This is a genomic window from Brevibacterium sp. ACRRH (assembly GCF_022346365.1).
GTDB classification, from domain to species: domain Bacteria; phylum Actinomycetota; class Actinomycetes; order Actinomycetales; family Brevibacteriaceae; genus Brevibacterium; species Brevibacterium paucivorans.
In genome coordinates this window covers 195,138-216,948 of sequence record NZ_JAKRMN010000004.1, presented here as the reverse complement: position 1 = coordinate 216,948, position 21,811 = coordinate 195,138, and the positions used below count along the sequence as shown (strand labels likewise).

Here is a 21,811-nt window from a genome sequence, read left to right as displayed (position 1 = left end):
GCACTAGCGTGACGTCTACTGACCGTCTAATGCCCTGTCGTTAGCCCACTTTTGATAACTGCCTTCCAGCTCTGCGACCTCGAATCCCGCCCGGCGTAGAGCGGATGCCGCAACCGAATTACGCACGCCAGACTGACAGTACGACACGATGCGTGCGTCCTGTGGCAGGTCTTGCGTGCGCCACAGAACACGTCCTCCGTTGATGTTGTGAGCGCCCGGAATATGCCCGGAGTCGAACTCGCCCCGCCCACGCACGTCAAGGAGGTAGTCGTCTTCAGTGACGTTTTCGAATGGAATGACGGTTGGCACGTACTCTGGAAGGCCGTCCATGTCTGTCACGTAGCCAACGACCGTGTCGATTCCCACGCGCACCAGGTGGTCACGCATGTCGTGCGCTTCGTCGAGTCCGCTCGCCAGGATCACCAGCGGAGTCGAGTCCTTTTGCGGATCGTATGCCCACGCACCAAAGCTCGCCGCTTTGTCCGGCCCAGGTATGTTGAGTGATCCACTCACCGCCCCTGCGTGTACGGCACTGTGGTGGCGCGGATCCACAACAACCACCTCGGCGGTTTCTACCAACGGCGCCAATTCCGCCGAGGTGTACTCCACCAAATCTTTGACCTCACCAATGACGGCCGGCCCGTCACGGTTTTCCGTCTTCATACGGGCGAAGTATGCGTGGGCGTCCGGCTGCCCGTCCAGGAGCTGGTTGACGAATCCTTCTCGGTCACCATTCTTGACAAACGGCGCCCACCACGCGTTGTGCTTTTCGTAGCCCACGGTCGATGACGGAACGGCACCCAGGGCCTTTCCGCACGGGCTGCCTGCTCCGTGTGCGGGATACACCTGCACGTAGTCCGGCAAGGTCACGAACTCGCACGCCAGGCTGTCGAACTGGTCTTGCGCACCGCCAAAGCGGGTGTCTTTGCCACCGGCTGCCTCATCTAACAGATCTGGACGGCCCAGATCACCGGCAAAAACGAAGTCGCCGGTGAAGGCGTACCCGGGTTCGTCGGAAAACGCGCCGTCGGTGAGCAGGAACATCAGGTGTTCTGGCGTGTGGCCGGGCGTGTGACGGGCCTCGAGAGTGAGATTACCGATCGTGATGGTGTCGCCGTGGCCAATCAGTTCAGCATCGAACCCGTATGTCCAGTCGACACCGCCTTCTTTGGACACGTACGCGGTTGCTCCCATGTTCTGAAGTTCGCGGGTGCCTGATAGGTAGTCGGCGTGGATGTGCGTTTCCGTGACGGCGACGATCTTCATTCCGCGTCGCTGGGCCAGCTCGGTGTATACGTGGATATCCCGGCGTGGATCGATGACGATCGCCTCGCCCGATGCTTGGCAGCCAATAAAGTAACTGGCGTGCGACAAGTCTTCATCGTAGAAACGTTCAAGAAGCATGTTTACCTTCCAGCTTGACCGAACGGGCCTTCAATCACTCTAACTGACTCTGTGCTCCAAGCCACACGTCTTATCGGTGCGACGGCTGGAACGAGTGAGCGCTGGCGGCGTTCCATGCCTCTGCCCAGGACTCGGGCACATCGCTGAGCAGTTGCCCTTCTCCCACATGGTCAAACAGTTCGTTAAAGCTCACGGTTTGTTTGTGCGAGATGCGCTTACGCAACATGGACCGGTCTAGCTCGCTGGGGTCCTGCACGCCCATAGAAGCCATGAGGTGAACCGCTTGGTACACAGTCGCTTTGTGGTAGCGGAAAACACGCATGGACTTGTCTTCGACATCCAGAGCGCGAGCGCGACGCGCGTCTTGCGTCGCAACACCCACTGGGCATTCGCCGGTGTTGCACACTTGCGCCTGGATACACCCAATAGCCATCATCATGGCGCGAGCCGACATCGTGAAGTCGGCTCCCTGGATGAGGCGTTTCACGATGTCGTTTCCGGCTGCGACCTTTCCTGCAGCGCCTAGTTTGATGCGATTGCGAAGTCCGGTCCCCACGAGTGCGTTGTGGACCGTAGACAGGCCCTCGGTCAAAGGCATTCCCACGTGGTCTTCGAACTCAAGTGGCGCTGCACCTGTTCCGCCTTCTGAACCGTCAATAATGATGAAGTCAGGTGTGGTGCCCACCTCAAGCATGGCTTTGCACACTGCAAGCACTTGGGTGCGAGAAGACACGCACAGTTTGAACCCGGCGGGCTTGCCACCCGACAACTCACGCATACGGGCGATGAACTCGATGAGTTCCACCGGCGTGCTAAACACGCGGTGCATGGCCGGCGAAATACAGTCCTTACCTACCGGAATCCCACGAATTTCGGCGATTTCCTCTGTCACCTTGGGTCCAGGCAACATGCCACCCAGGCCTGGTTTGGCTCCCTGTGAGAGTTTGAGTGAAACGCATTTGATCTGTTCGTCTGCGGCACGGTCGCGGAAACGTTGCGGATCAAAGTTGCCGTCCGCGTCGCGCGCACCAAAGTAACCAGTACCCAGTTCCCACAAGAGATCACCGTTTGCTTCTTGGTGGTAGGACGAGATCGCGCCTTCACCCGTATCGTGCAGGAACCCACCCAACTCTGCGCCCTTGTTTAGCGCGCGGATCGCGTTGTGTGAAAGCGATCCGAAACTCATGGCAGACACGTTCATGAGCGACATGCTGTACGGTTGCGAGCAGTCTTCTCCCCCGACCATGACACGTGGCGGGTCCTCGGGTGTGGCTACTGGCACCATGGAGTGGACTAGGTATTCTGCCCCGATCCGCGACACGTCGAGTTCAGTGCCGAAGGCACCTTCGTCTTCTTCGCCTTTTGCGCGAGCGTAAATCAGACTACGCGTGTCACGGTCGAATGGCCTGCCGTCCCAGTTGCGTTCAATAAAGTACTGCTGGATTTGTGGTCGGATTCCTTCAAGTGCGTAGCGTGCCCGCCCCACGACTGGGTAGTTGCGCAGTAGTGAGTGCTTTTTCTGCAGAATGTCTCGCACTGCGAGTCCGGCGGTAGCTGTTGCCGTCACGGCTGCTGCAAGGCTGATGATTTTTGATCGGGAACCCATGGGTGACCTTCCGTGTGTGCGCTATCCGTTTTAAACATAGCCCTGATGTGACAGGGACGCATGTTCCACACGCGTGAGCGTTGTGAATGGTGCTGTCTAGTCCTTTCCTTCCCTGCTTTGGGGAAGGAAAACCCCGAGGTCGTTCCACCTCGGGGTTGTCACGCCAGTTTTGGTTACAGGACTTTGGCTAGGAAGTCTTGCGTACGTTGGTGCTCCGGCTTGTCGAAGACTTCCTCGGGTGGGCCAGACTCGACGAGTTCCCCGTCGGCCAGGAAGAACACCCGGTCGCAGACTTCGCGAGCGAAGCCCATTTCGTGAGTCACCAGGATCATGGTCATGCCCTCTTTTGCGAGGTCTCGGATCACCTGGAGTACTTCGCCAACCATTTCCGGGTCGAGCGCCGAGGTGGCCTCGTCGAAGAGCATGATCTTCGGTTCCATAGCAAGAGCACGCGCGATTGCGACGCGCTGTTTCTGTCCGCCCGACAATTTGTGTGGACGTTCGTCGGCTTTGTCTGCAAGGCCTACTCGTTCCAGGAGTCGCATCGCATAGTCACGCGCGTCCTTGGAGCTCTTCTTTTTCAACTCAACCGGTGCCAGCATGATGTTCTCAATCACTGTCATGTTGGGAAACAGGTTGAAGTGCTGAAAAACCATTCCAATGTGTTGACGCACCGAGTTGAGATTGGTTGCAGGGTCCGTAATGTCGGTTCCCTCGATCGCAACCTTCCCCGACGTGGGGTCTTCCAAGCGATTCAGCATGCGAAGAATTGTTGACTTACCTGAACCGGACGGCCCAATAAGCGAAATGACTTCACCGTGAGCCACTTCGAAGTCGATTCCTTTAATCACTTCGTTGTCGCCAAACGACTTGCGTAGCCCGCTGACCTTGATTGCAGGTGACTTTTCCTTACTCACTTGTTGAGCCTCCTGTCGACGATGTTGGCAATCCAGGTGAGCACCGTAATGATGACGAAATAGATCACACCCACGATGATGAGCATTTCAGTGGTGCGGAAGTTTGAGGCGTACACCTGTTGTGCTTGGTAGAGAAGTTCAGCAAATCCAATGGTCAGAAGGAGCGAGGAGTCCTTCAGTGTAATGACCAACTGGTTGATGATGGACGGAGTAGCGATCTTCACTGCTTGAGGAACAACGACTTTTTGCATCGACTTGCCCCATGGCAGACCCAACGAACGAGCCGCTTCCATCTGTCCGACATCAACGGCCTGGATACCTCCGCGCACAATCTCGGTGAGGTACGCGCCAGCGTTGAGCGCCAAGGTGGCTACACCGGCGAGGAACACGTCACCTTTAGTGCCCATGAGTTGTGGCAGGCCAAAGTAGAAGAAGAACGCCCAGACCAGAAGCGGGGTTCCACGGAAAATCGCGACGAATGCTGAAGCAATGCCGGTGAGCACACGGTTCTGTGACACCTTCATAAATCCGAAGATCAGACCCAGCACCATCGCAATTGCAAAGGACACGACGGTAATAGCCAAGGTGTTCCACAGACCCTTTGCAAGTGCTGGCCATGTCTGTTGCGCCAGCGAAAAAATATTGCCCGGTTTTGAGTCTTCTTTGCCGGCACCACCTAGGTAGGAGTCGACAATTTTGTCGTACTCCCCTGAGTCCCGCAGGTTTGTAAGCCCTGCGTTAAAAGCCTCAAGAAGTTCGGTGTTCTCGCCTTTCTTAACGGCGAATCCGTACTTGGATCCGGGCACTTTATCGGTCACGATCTTAAGCCCGTTGCCTTGTTCGACGCCGTAGGCAAGCACTGGGTAGTCGTCAAAAACCGCAACAGCGGTTCCATTCTTAACGGACTCGTACATCGTTGCCGACTGGTCGAGTCCCTTGATCTTGAAGTTATGTTCTTCTGCCAGTTCTTTAGCTACCGCTTCGCCTTCGGTCCCCGTTTTAGCAACGACGGTTTTACCCTCGAGGTCCTCATACCCCTTGATCTCGTCGTCGTTTTCGGAAATGGCCATCTGGATTCCGGAGTCGAAATACGGTTCGGAGAAGTCGAACTTTTGTTTGCGTTCGTCGGTGATTCCCATTCCGGCGATCACACCATCAGCTTGACCAGCATCGACCGCAGTGACAGCAGCTTGGAAACCTACGGACTGAATTTCAACTTCGAACCCTTGGTCTTCAGCAATGGCCCTGAGCAGGTCCATGTCGATTCCCGTAAGTTTGCCAGTGGCGGGATCGCGAAATTCAAATGGGGCGAACGTGGTGTCGGTCGCAATGGTGTATTTCTTACCTTGAGCACCGCTAGCTTGAGCCGCTGGCTTCGAAGCGTCCGATTGAGCATATGAGGGAGTGAGCCCTGCGACGGTCAGTACCCCAACAAGAAGCGCCATGACGACCCATGAGAGAGCCCTCGTGAAGCGTCGTTGGATGTGAACGTACACTGTAAATCCTTCTCTGTTTACGTTGCATGAAAGATGTCTCAGAGTCTCCACCATAACGAGTGTGCCCAAAGTCACTTTCACCACCCCCTTGATTGGAGTCTTCCTGCTCAGTACGGGTTGGATTGCGTTGGGCTACGGAATAGCAAGAATCGTAAGAGTGTGTGCGAATTGAAGGAATAGTGTGTGTAGGCAGTACCCTCGAACCATGTCTGAAAAATCACACCCGATTTCCGCGACGAGCACGCGAGCGCCACAATCGCTCGGACGCTCAGTCGCCAACACCCTCAAGGGGTCCGCAGGAAACCTCGTTGAGTGGTACGACGTATATGTCTACTCCGTCTTCGCTAAAGCTTTTGAACACCAGTTCTTTTCAGAAGAAGACTCAAACTCCACCATTTACGTGTGGGCGATTTTCGCCGTCACCTTCGTGATGCGCCCCGTTGGGTCCTGGTACTTTGGTCGCTTCGCTGACCGTCACGGACGCAAGGCGGCTCTGACCTTCTCGATCATGGTGATGGCCGGTTGTTCGTTCGCCATCGCACTAACCCCTACTCGCGAATCAATTGGCGTATGGGCAGCGGTCATTTTGATTCTGTGCCGCTTGATCCAAGGTTTTGCAACCGGTGGTGAATACGGAACCTCTGCAACGTACATGTCCGAAGCCGCCGTTGCTAAGCACCGCGGGTTCCTTTCATCGTTCCAGTACGTGACGCTGGTAGGTGGTCACGTACTTGCACAGACCGTATTCTTGGCCATGTTGCTCTTTGCCGACATGGAATGGATCTCGGGAATGGGTTGGCGTATCGCCTTCCTCATTGGTGGTTTGGGCGCTCTTGTTGTTCTGTGGTTGCGCCGCACCATGGATGAGTCGATGACGCAGGAGTCGATTGATGCCGCGCGCTCCGGTGAGTCGAAGGAATCAGGTTCCCTGAAGGAACTCGTCACCGTGTACTGGCGCGAACTGCTCGTGTGCTTCCTGGTCACCATGGGTGGAACACTTGCGTTCTACGGTTACTCAGTTAACGGGCCCAACGTGGTGAAGGCTTCGTTTAGTGAGGACGCCATCACTGGTTCCGTTATTTCACTTATTGCGTTGACATTGCTTATGATCCTGCAGCCCATTGGTGGAGCGATTTCGGACCGTGTGGGACGACGCACGTTGTTGGTGTTCTTCGGTGTAGGCGGTGTGCTTTTCACCTGGGTGTTGTTCTTGGTACTTCCTGGCGTTACCAACCCGGTTGTGGCTTTCCTTATTCTCGCGGTTGGTTTCGTCATCCTCACGGGATACACGTCCATCAACGCGATTGTTAAGGCCGAGATTTTCCCTGTTCACGTGCGTGCGCTGGGTGTTGGCCTGGGCTACGCACTTGCTAACTCGATTTTCGGTGGAACGGCACCCTTGATCTGGTCGGCGGCAAAAGCTAACCACGCAGGCCTATTCGTGGTGTATGCGACCGTCACGATTGGTCTGTCGCTCATGGTGTACCTGTTCATGTTGCGTAACCGAGGCCTGAACTGGTTGGACAACCCTGAAGAGATGACCGAACGGAAGAACGGCCCGGACCACAAACACTTCCCTATGGGAGTCTGATTCGGCCCACTCAGCTGGGGCTCTTCCTGTTTTCAGGAAGAGCCCCAGTTTTGCTTGAAGCTACACAGCGGGTTTCAGTTCTGTGTCATGCACGCGAATTGCATGCGCCCCAAGCTATCTAGACTCTAAGTATGGCCCGGATCAAGCAACGCTACCTCGACGAGCTCGAACACGAGTTCAACACAACAGGACAAGTGACGCTTCGCGTCCGTCCCATTGCGAAAATCCTTCGCTGGGTTGTGTATTCTCTTGGGGCCCTGGTCGCGTGGCCGGGTTCGGTCATTGCCTTATGGGTAAACTACGTGGAAGGCACGTGGAAAGACCCTCGAACGTGGATCATGCTGGTGTGCATCGTTGCCTTCGCACTCCTAGTTCCAGTGGGCGTCGTGATCGAAATAATTCAGTTTATTAGGCCTCGCCCCCAAGACAGGCTTGAAACTCGCGACTGGGTCATCACACGCGAGGGAATCTGCCCACCGGATGCCGCCCGCACCTCGGAAGAAATACCGCCCCTTTTCTACGCATGGGACGGCATCCACGACATCGATGCCAAGCAGTTCCCGCACAAATGGCCGTGGCCACCATACACAGCGATCATTGCACCAGACGTTCACACGGTTGAAAGAGTTCAAACAGAACGCCCATACATCAAAGGCAAGTGGCTTTACGTCCCGCTCAACGGAATCCCATGGTTTGCCCACTTTTCCAGGACGATACGACCGGACAGCCACATTACCTGGGTACACACGCCAGATGCCCGCACACTGGCAAGCTTCCTGCAAACGTGTAAAAAACGCTACTCACTGTCCGCACAAAACCACTAGGAAACCCACGATGACCCGGATCAAGCAACGCTACCTCGACGAGCTCGAACACGAGTTCAACACAACAGGACAAGTGACACTTCGCATCCGTCCCATTGCGAAAACCGTTAACTGGGTTGTGATGCCCCCCGGAGCCTTGGCCTTGTGGGTGGGTTCCGTCGTCTACTTATGGCTCAACTACGTGGAAGGACCCTCGAAAAACCCTCTCATGTGGTTAGTTCTAGCGTGTTTTGCTGTCTTCGCCATCATGGTTCCAGTGGCAGCCGTGCAAGCGGTAGTTCTGCTTCTTAAGCCTCGTCCCCAAGACAAACTGAAAACAGTGGACTGGGTCATCACACGCGAGGGGGTCTACCCGCCAGACTTCGCTCGCACCTCGGAAGAAATACCACCCCTTTTCTACGCTTGGGACGGCATCCTTTACATCGATGCCCAACAGTTTCCGAACAAATGGCCGTGGCCACCATACACAGCGATCATTGCACCAGACGTTCACACGGTTAAAAGACTTCAAACGGAACGCCCACACATCAAAGGTAAGTTGGCGTACTACTACCTCAACGGAAACATACGATCGGCTCACATCACCTGGCGACACACACGCGATGCTCGCACCTTGGCAAAATTCCTGCAAGCGTGTAAACAGAGCTACTCACTCTCCACACAAGACCACTAGGAAACCCACGATGGCCCGGATCAAGCAACGCTACCTCGACGAGCTCGAACACGAGTTCAACACAACAGGACAAGTGACACTTCGTGTCCGTCCCATTGCGAAAACCTTTAACTGGGTTGTGTTGCCACCTGTAGCACTGGGCATGTGGACGGGTGCGGTTGCCACTTTATGGGTCACCTACGTGGAAGGACCCTCGCACAACCTTCTCGTGTGGTTGAATCCTGACGTGTGGTTGATTCTAGCGTGTCATGCTGTCTGCGCCATCATGATTCCAGTGGCAGCCGTGAGAATGATAGTTCTGCGTCTTAAGCCTCGTCCCCAAGACAAACTGGCAACTCGGGACTGGGTCATCACACGCGAGGGCCTGTACCCGCCTGACTTCTCCCGCATCTCGGAAGAAATACCGCCCTTTTTCTACTCATGGGATGGAATCCTTCACATCGAGGCCCAGCAGCGCTCGGACACATGGCCGTTGCCACTATACACAGCGATCATTGCACCAGACGTTCACACGGTTGAAAGATTTCGAACGGAACGCCCACACATCAAAGGTAAGTTGGCGTACTACTACCTCAACGGAAACATACGATCCGCTCACATCACCTGGAGACACACACGGGATGCCCGCACCCTGGCAGAGTTTTTAAACCGTTGCAAGGCGCAGTATTCGTCCACCACGAGGCGATGATCACGCCCCTACAGACTCGTTACATCCAGTCAGATTTTCGGAAGAAGTAATACAAAAGAACGCCAACTCCCACCATCATCCCGATCGCCATGGGGTACCCAAAGGCCCAGTGAAGCTCAGGCATATGGTCAAAGTTCATTCCATAAATCGCACCAATAAGAGTGGGAGCAAAGAGAATCGCAGCCCAACCTGAAATCTTCTTCATGTCCTCGTTTTGGCGTTGCGACACCAGCGTTGCGTTCACGCTCAGAATCTGCGCAAGAGCATCACGGAGATCAGCCGTCTGCCGAAGCGCATGCAGCAGATCATCTTCGACGTCATCGAGATATGTGCGCAAGTCTTCTGGAATTTCATACTTTTCGAACCCGTCGCGCAATGAGTCAATCACTTCATTCAGAGACGCAATCGTGTGTTGCATATCGATGACCTCTTGGCTCAGACGGTAAATACGTTCCGCAACCGCCGCGTCACCGGAAAACACCTGCCGTTCGATTTGCTCACGGTCAATCGCAATCCCCCGTAGCACTGGCGCGTAACCCACCACAATGGCTGCGAGAAGGCGATAAATGATGGCTTCTGGCCCGTATGACAACATCCCCTGGTTCGCAAGAACGGTCTTGCCGTGTTTGCGTGCAACCAGCGCGTTATACACGTCCATCTGCAAGCCGTCTTCCCCGTCGATCCAACGCCCGTCTTGGCACAAGACAACAACCACGCCATCCTTCATCAGGACGTGAAACTCCGAAAACCTCACCTCTTCTTGTTCGTCGATGTAACTGGCAGCCCGGGCAACCAGGAACATGACGTCACCGTAGCGTTCTACTTTCGGACGTTGGTGTGCATTGAGCAGGTCATCGGTGAGCAGAGGGTGAAGGTCCCACTCGTTTTCAAGCTCACGAATCTCTTCTTTTGTGGGTGACGGGTACAGCAACAGCACCATGTTGTCTGGCGATGAATTGGTCAAATCCATGGCCTGTTTGAGCGACATTTCGCCTTCAACACGGCACGGAACACCGTTGTCAATTTCCGTGACCACAGGAGACTTGGTACGGGCAGGAGCAGTAGTAGTCGTTGCAACGACTTTTCTACTTCGCGGAACGCGGAAACCTCTGCTTAAGCGACGACTAGGCATTGCTTCCTCCTCCCGAGTCCATGGGGCGCAGTGTGCGCGTTAAACACACGCGGTACGTGTGCTCAATGAGAATACCAAGAGCCAGCGTATTTCATCGCTACATCAGTAGGTGCGAACTTGCCTGGTGATGTGGGCTGAGCAAACTGCCATCATGCACGTTGCCGATACATTCCCATAGACTTTCGCATAACCAAGTGCGCAATACGGAAATTCTGCGTACATCTGGCGACATTGGAGGGAGCACAATGACTACACCCGATTTTGAGGTCGACTTAGACTCCGCCGATTCGATCCTGGAAGTCATCGGCCGGTGCCTGCGTGTTGACAGGAAACTCAATCAGCGCAAACCGTGGGATGGCTTTGTGGTTGTGTCCGGTTACGAACCGGGGCATTCGGCGCACCAGGCGTGGCAGTTTATCGGTGGAGAAACTCGGATCACCACGGTGTCCGGGATGAATCCGGCGTTCAACAATGCGCTGATAGCGCGGCTGCGGGAACTCACTGCCGATCCCGAGCGTGGCGATTGGCAGACCTGGATTGCCCGATACGACCTCGCCACCGACAGCTTCGACCACACGTTCCTATGGCCTGGGGAAGACGACGGGTATAACGTGCTTGCCTATGACACCCCGATGTCAACGATCGAACGACTGAACCCAGCCCATCAGGCCAAATAATCTCAACCGGCATACCCGTGACTGTGCTTGAATACAGACATGACTTCAGCGCTTGATGCTATTCGCGACGGATACTCCTTTTCTGAACCAGCAATTGAACTCGGCTCCGCCCTCGACGGTGACAAACCCGTCACCGACGCGCGCGTCCGAATTCCTTTAAGCATGCTCAACCGCCACGGCCTGATCGCCGGTGCGACCGGAACGGGAAAGACCGTTACTCTGCAGGTGCTCACAGAAGCGATCACTCGCGCTGGGGTCCCCGTGTTCGCCGCTGATCTCAAGGGCGACCTCTCCGGTATGGCGTCAGAAGGCGAAGCGTCAGAAAAACTTTTAGCCCGCACCAAGGCAAACGGACAGGACTGGGAGCCTGCCGCCTCGGCGGTCACCTTCTACGCGCTGGGAGGCGAAGGCACCGGAATTCCGATGCGCGCAACCGTCAGCTCTTTTGGACCGCTCCTCCTCGCCAAGGTGCTGGGACTCAACGAAACCCAAGAGTCCGTCCTGGGGCTGATCTTCCACTACGCCGACTCCAACGGCCTGGCCCTGCTGGACTTAAGCGACCTCAAAGCCGTGCTCATGTTCCTCACCTCTGAGGAAGGAAAAGCGGAACTAAAGAGTATCGGTGGGGTGTCAACGGCCTCGGCGGGGGTGATTCTGCGATCCATTGCCAACCTCGAGGCGCAAGGTGCGGAAGCCTTCTTTGGCGAACCAGAATTCGACATTTCCGACCTACTACGCACCGAGGGTCCCGCCGGTGTCGTCTCGATGTTGGAACTGCCTGCGGTGCAGAACCGCCCCGCACTGTTTTCGACTTTCCTCATGTGGCTGCTGGCCGAACTGTTCGAACAACTCCCCGAGGTTGGCGATGCGGACAAGCCTAAACTGGTGTTCTTCTTCGACGAAGCGCACCTGTTGTTCCAAGGCGCGTCGAAAGCCTTCATCGAGTCAGTGACACAAACCGTGCGCCTCATTCGTTCCAAGGGCGTGGGCATTTTCTTCGTCACGCAACGCCCCACCGATGTGCCGGAAGAAATCCTGGCGCAGCTGGGTTCGCGCGTGCAACACCAGTTACGCGCGCACACTCCCAAAGAGGCCAAGGCGCTGAAGGACACGGTCGCGACTTTCCCGGTAACGGATTTCGACCTGGGCGAGTTGCTCACCAGCCTGGGTACGGGGGAAGCGATTGTCACGGTCATGGACCCTGACGGCTCCCCCACACCCGTTGCGCCCACCAAGGTGTTTGCGCCCACGTCAAAGATGGGGCCCACCCCGCCCGAGGTCGTTGCTCAGATGGTCGCAGATTCTCCCCTAAGTGCCACGTACGGCGAGCGCCTGGACCGCGAATCCGCCCGCGAGATCCTGACGCAGCGCTTGGAGGAAGGTGCTGAAGATGACGCCCAGGCGAAGGACAACGCGGCTGACTCTGACGCCCGCTCCACAGAGGAACAACAGCAGCGGATTCCAGCACCACGGACATCGAACGAGTCGTCACAGTCGTCCCAGTCTTCGAAGCGACAAGACAAGTCGCTACTTGAGTCAGTACTGTCATCGTCCGAAGTTCGCACGTTCACGCGCACAGCTGCCCGCGAGATTGCTCGTGGAATCTTTGGGACGGGACGCCGCCGGCGCCGTCGTAGGTAACGTCGCAAAACTAGACAGCACACGCCCTCCCAGTCCCCTCACTAAAAGAGAACCGATGACACTGAACGAATTTGGCCAACCGATCGGCCCGGCACTCCCCCACTGGACCCCGGCGCAGCCGCCGCAACCGGTGACGCTGGAGGGCCAGTCGTGTACGCTTGCCCCACTGGTGGCAGACCAACACGCCAGCGACCTCTTCGACGCGTACGCGCTGGCACCCGACGACAGCGCGTGGACGTACATGAAGGACGGGCCGTTTGCCACCTCGGCGGACTACCTCACCTGGGCACGCAAGGCCCAGGCCAGCACCGACCCACGCCACTACGTGGTGCTCCTCAAATCGTCTGCGGACCAGCCAGCCGCAGAGCCCGCGGGCACTATGGCGCTCATGCGCCAAGACCCCAGCAACGGCGTGGTTGAAGTTGGCACTGTGCAGTTTTCGCCCCTGCTCCAGCGCACCCGCGCAGCAACCGAAGCGCAATTCTTGCTCATGCGTTACGTGTTCGATGACCTGGGTTACCGCCGGTACGAATGGAAGTGCGATGACCTCCACAGCGTGTCACGCCGGGCCGCCACACGTTTGGGATTCACATACGAAGGCACGTTCCGCAACGCTGTCGTGTACAAGGGTCGCAGCCGGGACACTGCCTGGTTCGCCATCACAGACGCAGAATGGCCCGCAGTCCGCGCAGGGTTTGAACGGTGGCTGGATCCCGCGAACTTCAACGCTGACGGTACGCAGGTGCGCACCCTTGCGCAGTGCCGCGAGGAACCTCGCTGCGTGTGAGTAGGCCAGCCCTCATAGACTACAAACATGATCCGTCGCCTCGTCGCCCGCGCATTCTGGTTCTTCTCCAGTTGGAAGCTCCGCACCGCCCCCGCGCCTAAACAGCCCACGATCCTCATCGGCGCTCCGCACACGTCGAACTGGGATTTCGTGCTCATGTTGGGAATCGCGTGGCGTTTGGGTATCCACATGCGGTGGATGGGCAAGCAAGAGCTGTTTACCGGCTGGAAGGGCCCGGTGATGCGCAAGTTGGGTGGGATTCCCGTGGACCGGGCTAATCCTGCAGGGATGGTCGCCGAGGTCGTAGATACCTTACGTAGTGGCGGCAACCTGAGCCTGGTGATTACTCCCGACGGAACCCGCAAAGGGCATTCGCATTGGAAGTCAGGGTTTTACCGGATTGCCCGTGAGACTGGTCTGCCGTTGGTGTTGGGGTATGTGGACCGGACAACCATGACAACTGGCCTGGGTCCCACGGTTGTGCTCACCGGCGATGTGAAAGCAGACATGGACCGGATCCGTGAGTTCTACTCAGACAAATCCGGTTTCTATCCTCAGCACAAAGTGGAGCCCCGCCTCAGAGACGAAGACTCGTTTCAGGGCTAGGTCACTCGTCGTCACCTGAAGCGATGTCGAACGTGACAGGTGTCCCGTGTTCCACAGTGCGCGATACTGTGCAGTACTTGTCATGCGACAAGTTCACCAGCCGTTCGATCATTCCGGTCGCTCGTTGCCCTGCTTCGTCATCCGGGAACGTAATGTCGAAGTTCAGGGTAATGGGACCTAGGCGTGAAGCGTCACCGTCTTCGACGACCTTCTCCGAACGCGCTGTAACCGTGAAGTTTTCAGGTTCAGTACGTCGCGAAGTCACTGTGTCTACGTCGATCGAAGAGCAGCCAGCGATCGCGGCGAGCAGGAGTTCGACGGGTGACATGAGGTCTTCGCCCCGCCCAAATTCGATGTGACCGCCTTTTCCGTTCGTGGCGACGTACCGGTTTTCAGCGGTGCGGGTCAGTTCGATGGCAAAAGGTTTGGGTGCTTCACTATTCATCTATGGTTAGTGCTAACTCTTTTATAAAATCACTTTCTACTCCACCATAATAGAGTTTGTCCTCATCTTTTAGGCTTAATAGTAGAAGTTTAAAGTAGATTATCGTGTAGGTATCTCCTCCCGATATTCTCCTTAATCTTTTTATCCTTTTGTCTGCGAACAATTCTTCTTTTAGTTTTATCCAATAATATCTTTTGTTTGTTGTCATTCCAACCCTCCTTGCAATAAAACCCGAAGCAGATTTATTCTCTACTTCTTCTTATGATTTGTTTTTCATCCTTCGCAAATTCTTTTATAATTTGCTAGCTAAAAATACGATATGCTCTTTATCGTCCAGATGGTATTCACACTTAAATCCTATCTTATTCAATGTTTCTGTAAGATATTCGGGAGAATAAACTTCAAAATCTAGCATATCCGCCCATTTTTTTATGTTTTTATGCTCTCTATATGCTCCTTCGTTGCATATTAGAAACTGACCGTCATTTACTAGAACACGATGGATTTCCCTAAAAGATACTTCTATATTCTTCCAAAAATAAATTGTTTCAAAGGCAGTTACTATATTTATGGATTCATCTTCAAACGGTAGTTTAGCCACGTCTGCTTCAATAATTTTACACCTGCCATCTTTTATAGCTTCGCTATTTACTGAACTTGCGATATCTACACTTGTTTTAGAATAGTCCATTCCATATACTTTTCTAGCCTTTGTTAAGAAGTATTGAACATTACGTCCACCGCCACATCCTAAATCTAAAACTACATCCGAGGTTTTAATATTCAGAAAGGATCTGCCCCATTTCGCAAATTTTTCGTGACCAATGTTCATGCCTTTTACCATGAGGCGACCGCCGAAATTATTTTTCGGATTTTTTACATTTTCAAAGAATTTTCTTAACATTTTCATCTCCTATTGATAACTATTATCAGTGTAGTTCTATCGTAAACTTTATGTTTATTCCATTTTATATCCTATCTACCTTGATATTTCCCAGATTTTCGATAATCGAAGTTCTTGATTTCCGATTTTCGGAATTCTAGACTTCTGCTTTTCGGAAGTCTTGTTATTGTGGGGGTCTAAGGGTGTAACTTATCGTTACTCCCTTAGATTTCTCTGGTCATATATTTTTTTGCTTGGTTTTACTTTTTCTTTTACTTTCCTTTTGACTTTTTCTTTGTCTTATCCTTGCTCTTAGATAGGCCTTTGTATTTCTTTATTTGTTTTAGTATACTCTCTTTTTCTCTTTTATTTTCTTTGGCTATGACTTACTTAAAGGCATATTCCATTACTTTTATGTCTTTGACCTGGAAAATCCTTCATAGTTTTGGGTTTCTTTGTTTTTATAACTGAAAACTTTACTCCAAATTTATTTAGTTCTCTTTTTAAGTCTTTGAGGTCACTTTGATCTATGCTTATATTTTCTAGTTGTCCTTTTTTGTAAGTGCTACCGTCTCGTCATGTTCACCACTCTAGATCGTTAACATGAGTTCATGAGTCCTGAACCTGACGCTGTTTCTCCACGTACAACTACCTCGGCGCGCGCAAACACCCCGTATCACGTGATTGACGACACTGCCCTCATTTTTGAAGGCGGAGGAATGCGAGCGGCATTGACATCAGCGGTTGTTGTCACCCTCATCAAGCGCGGTCTCTACTTCAACTGGGTGGCAGGTGTGAGCGCTGGCGCTAGCAACACTGCCAACTATGTGTCGCGGGACCCTGTACGCGCCCGACGCTGTTTTGTGGACTTTGCCGCCGACCCTCAGTTTGGCAACCTGCGCACCATGCTCGCAGGCAAGGGTCTGTTCAACGCTGAGTACATCTACGAGAACACAAGCCTGCCTCACCAAGCGTTGCCTTTCGACTGGGACACGTTTTCACGCTCAAGCACCCGCATCCGGATTCCCGCTTTCGACGCCGAATCGGGTGATCTGAAGGTGTGGACCGAAGACGATTTCCCTACCATGCGCGACCTCATGGTGCGCGTGCGCGCGTCCTCAACTATGCCGGTGATCATGCCACCCACTCACATTGATGGTCGCACCTACGTGGATGGCGCGTTGGGGCCCGACGGCGGTATCGCTTTGTCACAGGCTCGCGCGGACGGGTTCGAACGTTTCTTTGTAGTCCTCACGCAAGAACGCTCGTACAAGAAAACTCCTCAAAGGTTTAGCGAGTTCTACCGCCGTTACTTCCGACGTCACCCGGCCATCGCTGAAGCCCTCTTGACTCGGTGGAAGCGCTACAACGAAACACGAGAAGAGCTATTTGAACTGGAAAAACAGGGCAAGGCTTATCTGTTCGTGCCGGAACGTATGCCCATTGGAAACGGGGAGCGGAACCTCTCGAAGCTTGCAGCTGTCCATCGCGCGGGGCTGTCGCAGTCACGCCGTGAGTTACCCCAGTGGCTGGAATTCCTGGGTGCGCCCGCTGACCACTAAACACCGGTCAGTCTTCACACACCTCGGGCACCTGTGACTCCACTCACACCACCCGTGTGCCGCCCGACACACTCACAAGAACGCCCGCCTCACCTAAGTCACACTGCAAGACGCCAAATTTCAGCTTGAAAGATTAGGAGTGCAGGGCTTCAGGCCTCACTCACTCGCGACTACACTCATAAGTGAACAGCGATATAACCCCTGTTCATCACCGCAAGTCGGACTCATTCATCGTTAGGAAGTGAATATGAAGGCCGCACGTTACTACGACCAAAAAGATATTCGTATTGAAGACATCCCTGAACCAGAACTTAAGCCTGGCACCGTAGCAATCGACGTTGCTTGGTGTGGAATCTGCGGAACCGACCTTCACGAATACCTCGAAGGCCCCATTTTCGTTCCACCTAAGGGCAAGCCACACCCAATTTCCGGCGAAGAAGCCCCTGTGACTTTGGGCCACGAATTCTCCGGCACCATCACCGCCTTGGGAGAAGGCGTGACCGGACTCGAAGTTGGCCAGAATGTTGTCGTTGAACCCTACATTGTGGGCGAAGACGTCGACACCGGCGAAGGCTCCAACTACCAGCTTTCCGAAAACATGAACTTCATCGGCCTCGGTGGCCGAGGTGGTGGCCTGTCTGAGAAGATCGTCGTTGAGCAGCGCTGGGTACACCCTGTTGGTGACATCCCGCTGGACGAAGCAGCTCTTATCGAACCCCTGTCCGTGGGTCACCACGCATTTGTACGTTCGGGTGCCGGCGAAGGCGATGTCGCAATCGTTGGTGGAGCTGGACCGATTGGTCTTCTCACCGCTGGTGTTCTCAAGGCTTCTGGACTCACCGTTTACATTTCCGAACTGTCTGAAGCACGCAAGGAAATGGCTCGCACAACTGGCGTGGCTGACGAAGTCTTTGACCCACGCGAAGTTGACGTTGCCGAAAAGGTGAGGGAACTTACCGATGGCAAGGGCGCAGACGTTGGCTTTGAATGCTCATCAGTACCTGTTGTTCTGGACATGCTCATCGATGCTGTTAAGCCAGGCGGTGTGATCGTGAACGTGTCCATTTGGGGTCGTAAGCCAGAAGTCGACATGCCAAACCTGGTTCTCAAGGAAATCGACCTGCGTGGAACGATCGGTTACTCGAACGACCACCCAGCAACCATCAAGCTGGTGCAGGAAGGCAAGCTGGACCTGTCCAAGTTCATCACCGCCCGCATCAAGCTTGACGAACTGGTTGACAAGGGCTTCGACCAGCTCATCAACAACAACGAAAAGCACGTGAAGATTTTGGTGAACCCTAACGCCTGATCTGCTCCAGTAGCGCACCGCGCTCGAACATAGAAGATCCGGCCCGGCAGGAAACCTGAGTGGTTTCCAGCCGGGCCGGATCTTTGTATTAGACAGTCACCGGCAGTAGGCCAGTGCGTCCGCGCTGTTTTAGCGCCGAACGTATTGCAGGGTTTTCACGACTTGTTCTGTCGTTTCGCACCATGCGAGCGCACCTGCGTCAACTTCTTTCAGCGGGTGAACAATGTCGGCTGAGTGTAGCGTGATGTAGGGCGTGCCCAGCGCGGCCGCATACCCGGCGTCAAACGCCGCGTTCCACTGCTTGTACTTGTCGCCAAAGCGCACAACCACGAGGTCTGCTTTTTCAATGAGGGTGCGCGTACGGATGGCGTTCACTTTGGCCGACTGGTTGTCTCGCCAGAACGATGTCTGGGTTTCTGCCAAGTGGTCACCGGCTGCATCGCTCGCGTCGTGATCTGTCACGGGGGCGGTAAAAACGACGTCGAGGCCAGCAGCGGTTGCACCGCGCTCGATTTCTTCGCGCCATTCTGTGTGGATTTCGCCAGAGAGGTACACGTTAAAGCTCATGATGCTCCTTTGTTAGTGTGTTTGCGTTCTCCATTATGCGCAAGGTCTCGCACTAGCATGTGAGCTATGAAACATCGGTTCATTGACCTCGCCATCATCCCTATTGGGGAGTACGCATTCCCTGGCCCACTCAGGGATGCGTTGGTCAGTGCAATCCTTTCGGGAGAAAAAACCTCAACAGCCACGCTTGTCGAGGAATTCACGCGCTCAGGTGAGCCACTTCCCTCCCCCTCTGGCGGAGACCTCGAAGCAGTGATCGACTCCGAAGGAAAAGTCGTGTGCGTGACGCGCACGACCCGAAATTACGTCACTACCCTGGCGCATGTCACCGATGAGCATGCACGTAAAGAGGGTGAAGGTTACGCCGACGCACACCAGTGGCGCGTTGGACATGAGCGCTTCTGGACCTCGGACGACTTCGTCACCGCGCTGGGCGACCCACCGCTCACCCTTACCGATGACACGCAAGTGCTGTGCTCAGAATTTGAAGTCATCGAAAAGTACGTATAGCCGGCTCGCTAGTCCTCTGGTTCTGGCCCGGCCAGGTGCGTGTAGTGGCGAGTTGCAGGTCGCCAGTACGCGGCCCTGAGCGCCGTCAGCTCCTTAAACCTGGTGGGAGTTACCTCTTCGAGTCCCCGCATGTAATCCGGCACCATCGCGCGTGGAATGCGCAACCCCACGGTCAGGTGCGGTATCCACTCAGTCCCCGCCCATCGGGGTTGAGTGCGCAAATTTCACGCGCAGCCTCGGTCACGGCACTGTCCGTCTCTAACAGCCACGCGATTGTCTGTTTACTCCGCGTCCCAAAAATCACGGTCCCCACACGTGTGAACGTCGCTGGCACCACGGGAGGCAAGATTTCAGCGGCACGGGCGACCACCTCGGGCGACATGCGGGGCGCGAACGTCACCGTAATGTGCGGGCGTTGGTTTTGTTGCGGAAGGCCGAGGTCGTTGAGGGCAGAGAAAATGTCCCGCACCTGCTGCTCCTGGTCAGGTGGCAGATAAAAAAGAATGTTGTCTGGTGAACGCACGCTCATATGCTGTGCAGTTTAGTGGTTTGCGCGTGGAGGAACAGTGGCACAAAGCCAGGTCACATGGTCCTTTGCGTCATCGAGGGTCAGCGTCTTCGCCCCCAGCTGGAACATGAGACCATCGCAGGTAGCGGACAGCAAAGAAGCAACACGCGAAATGTCCGCTTCGTCGATGTGCCCCTCCTGCGCCAAAGCCTGAAGCCATCCTGTAATTCGACCCAAGCCTACTTCGTACAAGCGCGACATCATCTGAGCGGGCCCGTCGCCAGACTGTGGGTCAAACAAGCGCGCCATTTGTGCGACCCACGCACTCACCATCGCTTCAACACTTTCATCAGTGGGAGGCAAGAACTGGATTATGCATTCGGCCAACCGCTCGTGCGGCGGCTGGGAGGAGTCGCGAATGTTGAGGTCCGGAGTCACGGAAGAAATGAGACGTTCTGCCACGGCCCGTCCGAGGTCGCTCTGGGTGGGAAAGTAGTATCGCAGAGTACTGGCTCCTATTCCCACGTGCTGCGCAACCGCTCGCACAGTCGCGGCTTTGGGCCCTTCTTTCTGCGCGAGTTCGATTGCCGCCTGGATGATGTCTTCTCGCCTATCCGTCACCGGAACAACACCTTTCATTTCATCTGAACGCTCCTCTTGACAGTGTAGTACATCGTACTAGTACACTGAGCTAGCACAATGTACTACTGAGGAGAAAAATGCTCGATGCACTTCAGAACTTCACACTTTCACTTCCCGAATGGGCCCGCTGGACCGGAGTCATTCTCATTTCAGCGATCCCGTTCGTCGAGTCTTACTTCGGATCAGTAATTGGAATCATGGCCGGCATCCACCCGGCAGTCGCAATTCCCGCAGCAGTCTTAGGCAACACCACCTCGATGCTGCTCTTAGTTTTTGGAGCACACACACTGCGCAAACGCGTGAGCAAAGACGAGGGGGCTTCTTTGAGCCCCAAGAAAGCGAAGCTGAAAAGACTTTTCGATAAATGGGGTGTTCCCGGCGTCAGCTTGCTGGGTCAGATGTTCCTACCCAGCCAAATTACGTCCATGACCATGGTGTCCTTTGGAGCGTCGCGCAACGCGGTGGCTAGTTGGCAGTTCGTGTCGATCGTGCTGTGGGGTGTATTGTGTGGCTCGCTTGCGGCCGCTGGGATCATGGTCTTTGGTTAAGCAAGGAACGTCCCGAGGTTGTTCCCAGTCGCGAATCCAACCCCCGGACTGCTCGCACACGTCGCACAGTGTGGAACACCTGATGGGCAAGGATCACGACGATTCCCCAGGCAGACCCCACGCCGAATCCCGCAATGACATCGGTGAGCCAGTGGTGACCTAAATACACGCGACTCAAACCCATCGTCAATGCGTAGGTGCCACACAGCAGAACGGCCAGGACCCGTGCACGAGTGTGTGACATCCACAGCACGAGGAGGTACGCAGTGACAATCATGATCGCGGTTGCCGAAAGCGTGTGGCCCGACGGAAACGACGGCGATACTTCATACGGAGGAATTGCATCAACACGGGGTGGGCGTTCACGCCCCACAATCTCTTTTCCCGCAACTGAAATGCACACAGACCCAAGAGCACCCGCCGCCAAAAGAATGAGAGGTCGCACCGAACGCATGAGACCCGACAGAACAACAATGAGCACGAGGCATACGACCACGCCACCAACCTTCCCACCGACGTGGGTGTAGGCGTTAACCGCTGAGTTGAGCCACGGCGCCCGGATCGACAGCATGAAATCGAGAACCGGCTGATCGATCTGGGCCGTGCCGTTTTCATATGCGACCTCTTCATAGACCTCACCCGTGAGTTTTGCCAACACAGCAAGAACCGTCACACCGACCGTGAGAACAATCGTCATCACAGTCCACGGCCCAAACTTGCGGGCCAACCACACAAGGGCGGAGTCTAAGATTTCCTGACCACGGGCAAAGAATGAGCGCATTCGGAAAGCGTATC

The 21,811-nt window shown here is 54.9% G+C and carries 23 protein-coding genes and 2 pseudogenes; 12 read left to right on the top strand and 13 right to left on the bottom strand.

From position 1 onward, the window contains the following. Positions 1–15: 15 nt before the first annotated feature. From MHX53_RS05875 to MHX53_RS05860, 4 genes are all read right to left on the bottom strand, one after another. On the bottom strand, positions 16–1,404 hold the full coding sequence (locus MHX53_RS05875) for an MBL fold metallo-hydrolase (RefSeq protein WP_239271566.1): 1,389 nt from the start codon (positions 1,402–1,404) through the stop codon (positions 16–18). Positions 1,405–1,474: 70 nt separating this feature from the next. Beyond that, the gene (locus MHX53_RS05870) at positions 1,475–3,010 is read right to left on the bottom strand and encodes an FMN-binding glutamate synthase family protein (protein WP_102237673.1); all 1,536 of its coding nucleotides are present in this window, start codon (positions 3,008–3,010) and stop codon (positions 1,475–1,477) included. A 173-nt stretch (positions 3,011–3,183) separates the two neighbouring features. Next, positions 3,184–3,927: an amino acid ABC transporter ATP-binding protein gene (locus MHX53_RS05865; RefSeq protein WP_102237672.1), complete on the bottom strand. Its 744-nt coding sequence runs from the start codon at positions 3,925–3,927 to the stop codon at positions 3,184–3,186. Further along, entirely contained in the window at positions 3,924–5,477 is a 1,554-nt protein-coding gene (locus MHX53_RS05860; RefSeq protein WP_239271565.1) for an amino acid ABC transporter substrate-binding protein/permease, read from the bottom strand. The genes MHX53_RS05865 and MHX53_RS05860 overlap by 4 nt, the downstream gene beginning before the upstream one ends. A 151-nt stretch (positions 5,478–5,628) precedes the next feature. Here MHX53_RS05860 and MHX53_RS05855 point away from each other — a divergent pair, with 151 nt between their 5' ends. The 4 genes from MHX53_RS05855 (at position 5,629) to MHX53_RS05840 (ending at position 9,199) form a co-directional block, all read left to right on the top strand. Next, complete coding sequence (locus MHX53_RS05855; protein ID WP_102237671.1) at positions 5,629–7,014, top strand: MFS transporter; 1,386 nt, start codon at positions 5,629–5,631, stop codon at positions 7,012–7,014. 131 nt (positions 7,015–7,145) lie between these two features. After that, on the top strand, positions 7,146–7,838 hold the full coding sequence (locus tag MHX53_RS05850; protein ID WP_239271564.1) for a hypothetical protein: 693 nt from the start codon (positions 7,146–7,148) through the stop codon (positions 7,836–7,838). A gap of 10 nt (positions 7,839–7,848) precedes the next feature. Continuing rightward, positions 7,849–8,511 carry a hypothetical protein gene (locus MHX53_RS05845; RefSeq protein WP_239271563.1) on the top strand — a complete coding sequence of 221 codons (663 nt, stop codon included), beginning with the start codon at positions 7,849–7,851 and terminating at the stop codon, positions 8,509–8,511. A 10-nt stretch (positions 8,512–8,521) separates the two neighbouring features. Then, positions 8,522–9,199, top strand: a complete 678-nt coding sequence (locus MHX53_RS05840) for a hypothetical protein (RefSeq protein WP_239271562.1) — start codon at positions 8,522–8,524, stop codon at positions 9,197–9,199. Between the two features lie 19 nt (positions 9,200–9,218). Here the strand turns inward: MHX53_RS05840 and MHX53_RS05835 are convergent, their stop codons facing one another. Next, on the bottom strand, positions 9,219–10,235 hold the full coding sequence (locus MHX53_RS05835; protein WP_239271561.1) for a magnesium and cobalt transport protein CorA: 1,017 nt from the start codon (positions 10,233–10,235) through the stop codon (positions 9,219–9,221). 341 nt (positions 10,236–10,576) lie between these two features. On the opposite strand from MHX53_RS05835, the gene MHX53_RS05830 reads away from it, so the two are divergent. The 4 genes from MHX53_RS05830 to MHX53_RS05815 are packed head-to-tail and all read left to right on the top strand — an operon-like array spanning position 10,577 to position 14,042. After that, positions 10,577–11,008 carry a hypothetical protein gene (locus tag MHX53_RS05830; protein WP_102237667.1) on the top strand — a complete coding sequence of 144 codons (432 nt, stop codon included), beginning with the start codon at positions 10,577–10,579 and terminating at the stop codon, positions 11,006–11,008. A 39-nt stretch (positions 11,009–11,047) separates the two neighbouring features. Then, on the top strand, positions 11,048–12,649 hold the full coding sequence (locus MHX53_RS05825; protein ID WP_239271560.1) for a helicase HerA-like domain-containing protein: 1,602 nt from the start codon (positions 11,048–11,050) through the stop codon (positions 12,647–12,649). 55 nt (positions 12,650–12,704) lie between these two features. Then, a complete protein-coding gene (locus MHX53_RS05820) occupies positions 12,705–13,436 on the top strand; it encodes a GNAT family protein (RefSeq protein ID WP_239271559.1) in 732 nt (243 codons plus the stop codon). A 27-nt stretch (positions 13,437–13,463) separates the two neighbouring features. Further along, positions 13,464–14,042 carry a 1-acyl-sn-glycerol-3-phosphate acyltransferase gene (locus MHX53_RS05815; protein WP_239271558.1) on the top strand — a complete coding sequence of 193 codons (579 nt, stop codon included), beginning with the start codon at positions 13,464–13,466 and terminating at the stop codon, positions 14,040–14,042. 1 nt (position 14,043) lies between these two features. Here MHX53_RS05815 and MHX53_RS05810 read toward each other — a convergent pair whose 3' ends face one another. The 4 genes and pseudogenes from MHX53_RS05810 to MHX53_RS05795 all read right to left on the bottom strand — a co-directional run. Next, positions 14,044–14,487 carry an OsmC family protein gene (locus MHX53_RS05810; RefSeq protein ID WP_102237663.1) on the bottom strand — a complete coding sequence of 148 codons (444 nt, stop codon included), beginning with the start codon at positions 14,485–14,487 and terminating at the stop codon, positions 14,044–14,046. Next, a pseudogene (locus MHX53_RS05805) lies at positions 14,483–14,695 on the bottom strand (phage replisome organizer N-terminal domain-containing protein); the annotation flags it as partial. The pseudogene MHX53_RS05805 and the gene MHX53_RS05810, both read right to left, overlap by 5 nt. 84 nt (positions 14,696–14,779) lie before the next feature. Continuing rightward, on the bottom strand, positions 14,780–15,391 hold the full coding sequence (locus tag MHX53_RS05800) for a class I SAM-dependent methyltransferase (RefSeq protein WP_102237662.1): 612 nt from the start codon (positions 15,389–15,391) through the stop codon (positions 14,780–14,782). Positions 15,392–15,642: 251 nt separating this feature from the next. Beyond that, positions 15,643–15,931, bottom strand: a pseudogene (locus MHX53_RS05795) (DUF3801 domain-containing protein); the annotation flags it as partial. A 50-nt stretch (positions 15,932–15,981) separates the two neighbouring features. On the opposite strand from MHX53_RS05795, the gene MHX53_RS05790 reads away from it, so the two are divergent. Both MHX53_RS05790 and MHX53_RS05785 read left to right on the top strand, forming a co-directional pair. Beyond that, complete coding sequence (locus MHX53_RS05790; RefSeq protein ID WP_102237661.1) at positions 15,982–16,932, top strand: patatin-like phospholipase family protein; 951 nt, start codon at positions 15,982–15,984, stop codon at positions 16,930–16,932. Positions 16,933–17,179: 247 nt separating this feature from the next. Continuing rightward, positions 17,180–18,241 (top strand): 2,3-butanediol dehydrogenase, encoded by a 1,062-nt coding sequence (locus tag MHX53_RS05785; RefSeq protein ID WP_102237660.1) that lies wholly within the window; start codon positions 17,180–17,182, stop codon positions 18,239–18,241. 129 nt (positions 18,242–18,370) lie between these two features. On the opposite strand, the gene MHX53_RS05780 is transcribed toward MHX53_RS05785, so the two are convergent. Then, positions 18,371–18,808, bottom strand: coding sequence for a YtoQ family protein (locus MHX53_RS05780; RefSeq protein ID WP_102237659.1), 438 nt, complete (start codon positions 18,806–18,808; stop codon positions 18,371–18,373). 66 nt (positions 18,809–18,874) lie between these two features. On the opposite strand from MHX53_RS05780, the gene MHX53_RS05775 reads away from it, so the two are divergent. Then, positions 18,875–19,318, top strand: a complete 444-nt coding sequence (locus MHX53_RS05775) for an ASCH domain-containing protein (protein ID WP_102237658.1) — start codon at positions 18,875–18,877, stop codon at positions 19,316–19,318. A 172-nt stretch (positions 19,319–19,490) separates the two neighbouring features. Here the strand turns inward: MHX53_RS05775 and MHX53_RS05770 are convergent, their stop codons facing one another. Beyond that, positions 19,491–19,847 carry a 2'-5' RNA ligase family protein gene (locus MHX53_RS05770; protein ID WP_239271557.1) on the bottom strand — a complete coding sequence of 119 codons (357 nt, stop codon included), beginning with the start codon at positions 19,845–19,847 and terminating at the stop codon, positions 19,491–19,493. A gap of 12 nt (positions 19,848–19,859) precedes the next feature. Next, on the bottom strand, positions 19,860–20,465 hold the full coding sequence (locus MHX53_RS05765) for a TetR family transcriptional regulator (RefSeq protein WP_239271556.1): 606 nt from the start codon (positions 20,463–20,465) through the stop codon (positions 19,860–19,862). A gap of 80 nt (positions 20,466–20,545) precedes the next feature. Here MHX53_RS05765 and MHX53_RS05760 point away from each other — a divergent pair, with 80 nt between their 5' ends. Then, positions 20,546–21,016, top strand: coding sequence for a hypothetical protein (locus MHX53_RS05760; RefSeq protein WP_239271555.1), 471 nt, complete (start codon positions 20,546–20,548; stop codon positions 21,014–21,016). Here MHX53_RS05760 and MHX53_RS05755 read toward each other — a convergent pair. After that, positions 21,000–21,797 (bottom strand): phosphatase PAP2 family protein, encoded by a 798-nt coding sequence (locus MHX53_RS05755; RefSeq protein WP_239271554.1) that lies wholly within the window; start codon positions 21,795–21,797, stop codon positions 21,000–21,002. The genes MHX53_RS05760 and MHX53_RS05755 overlap by 17 nt on opposite strands. Between the last annotated feature and the right edge of the window lie 14 nt (positions 21,798–21,811).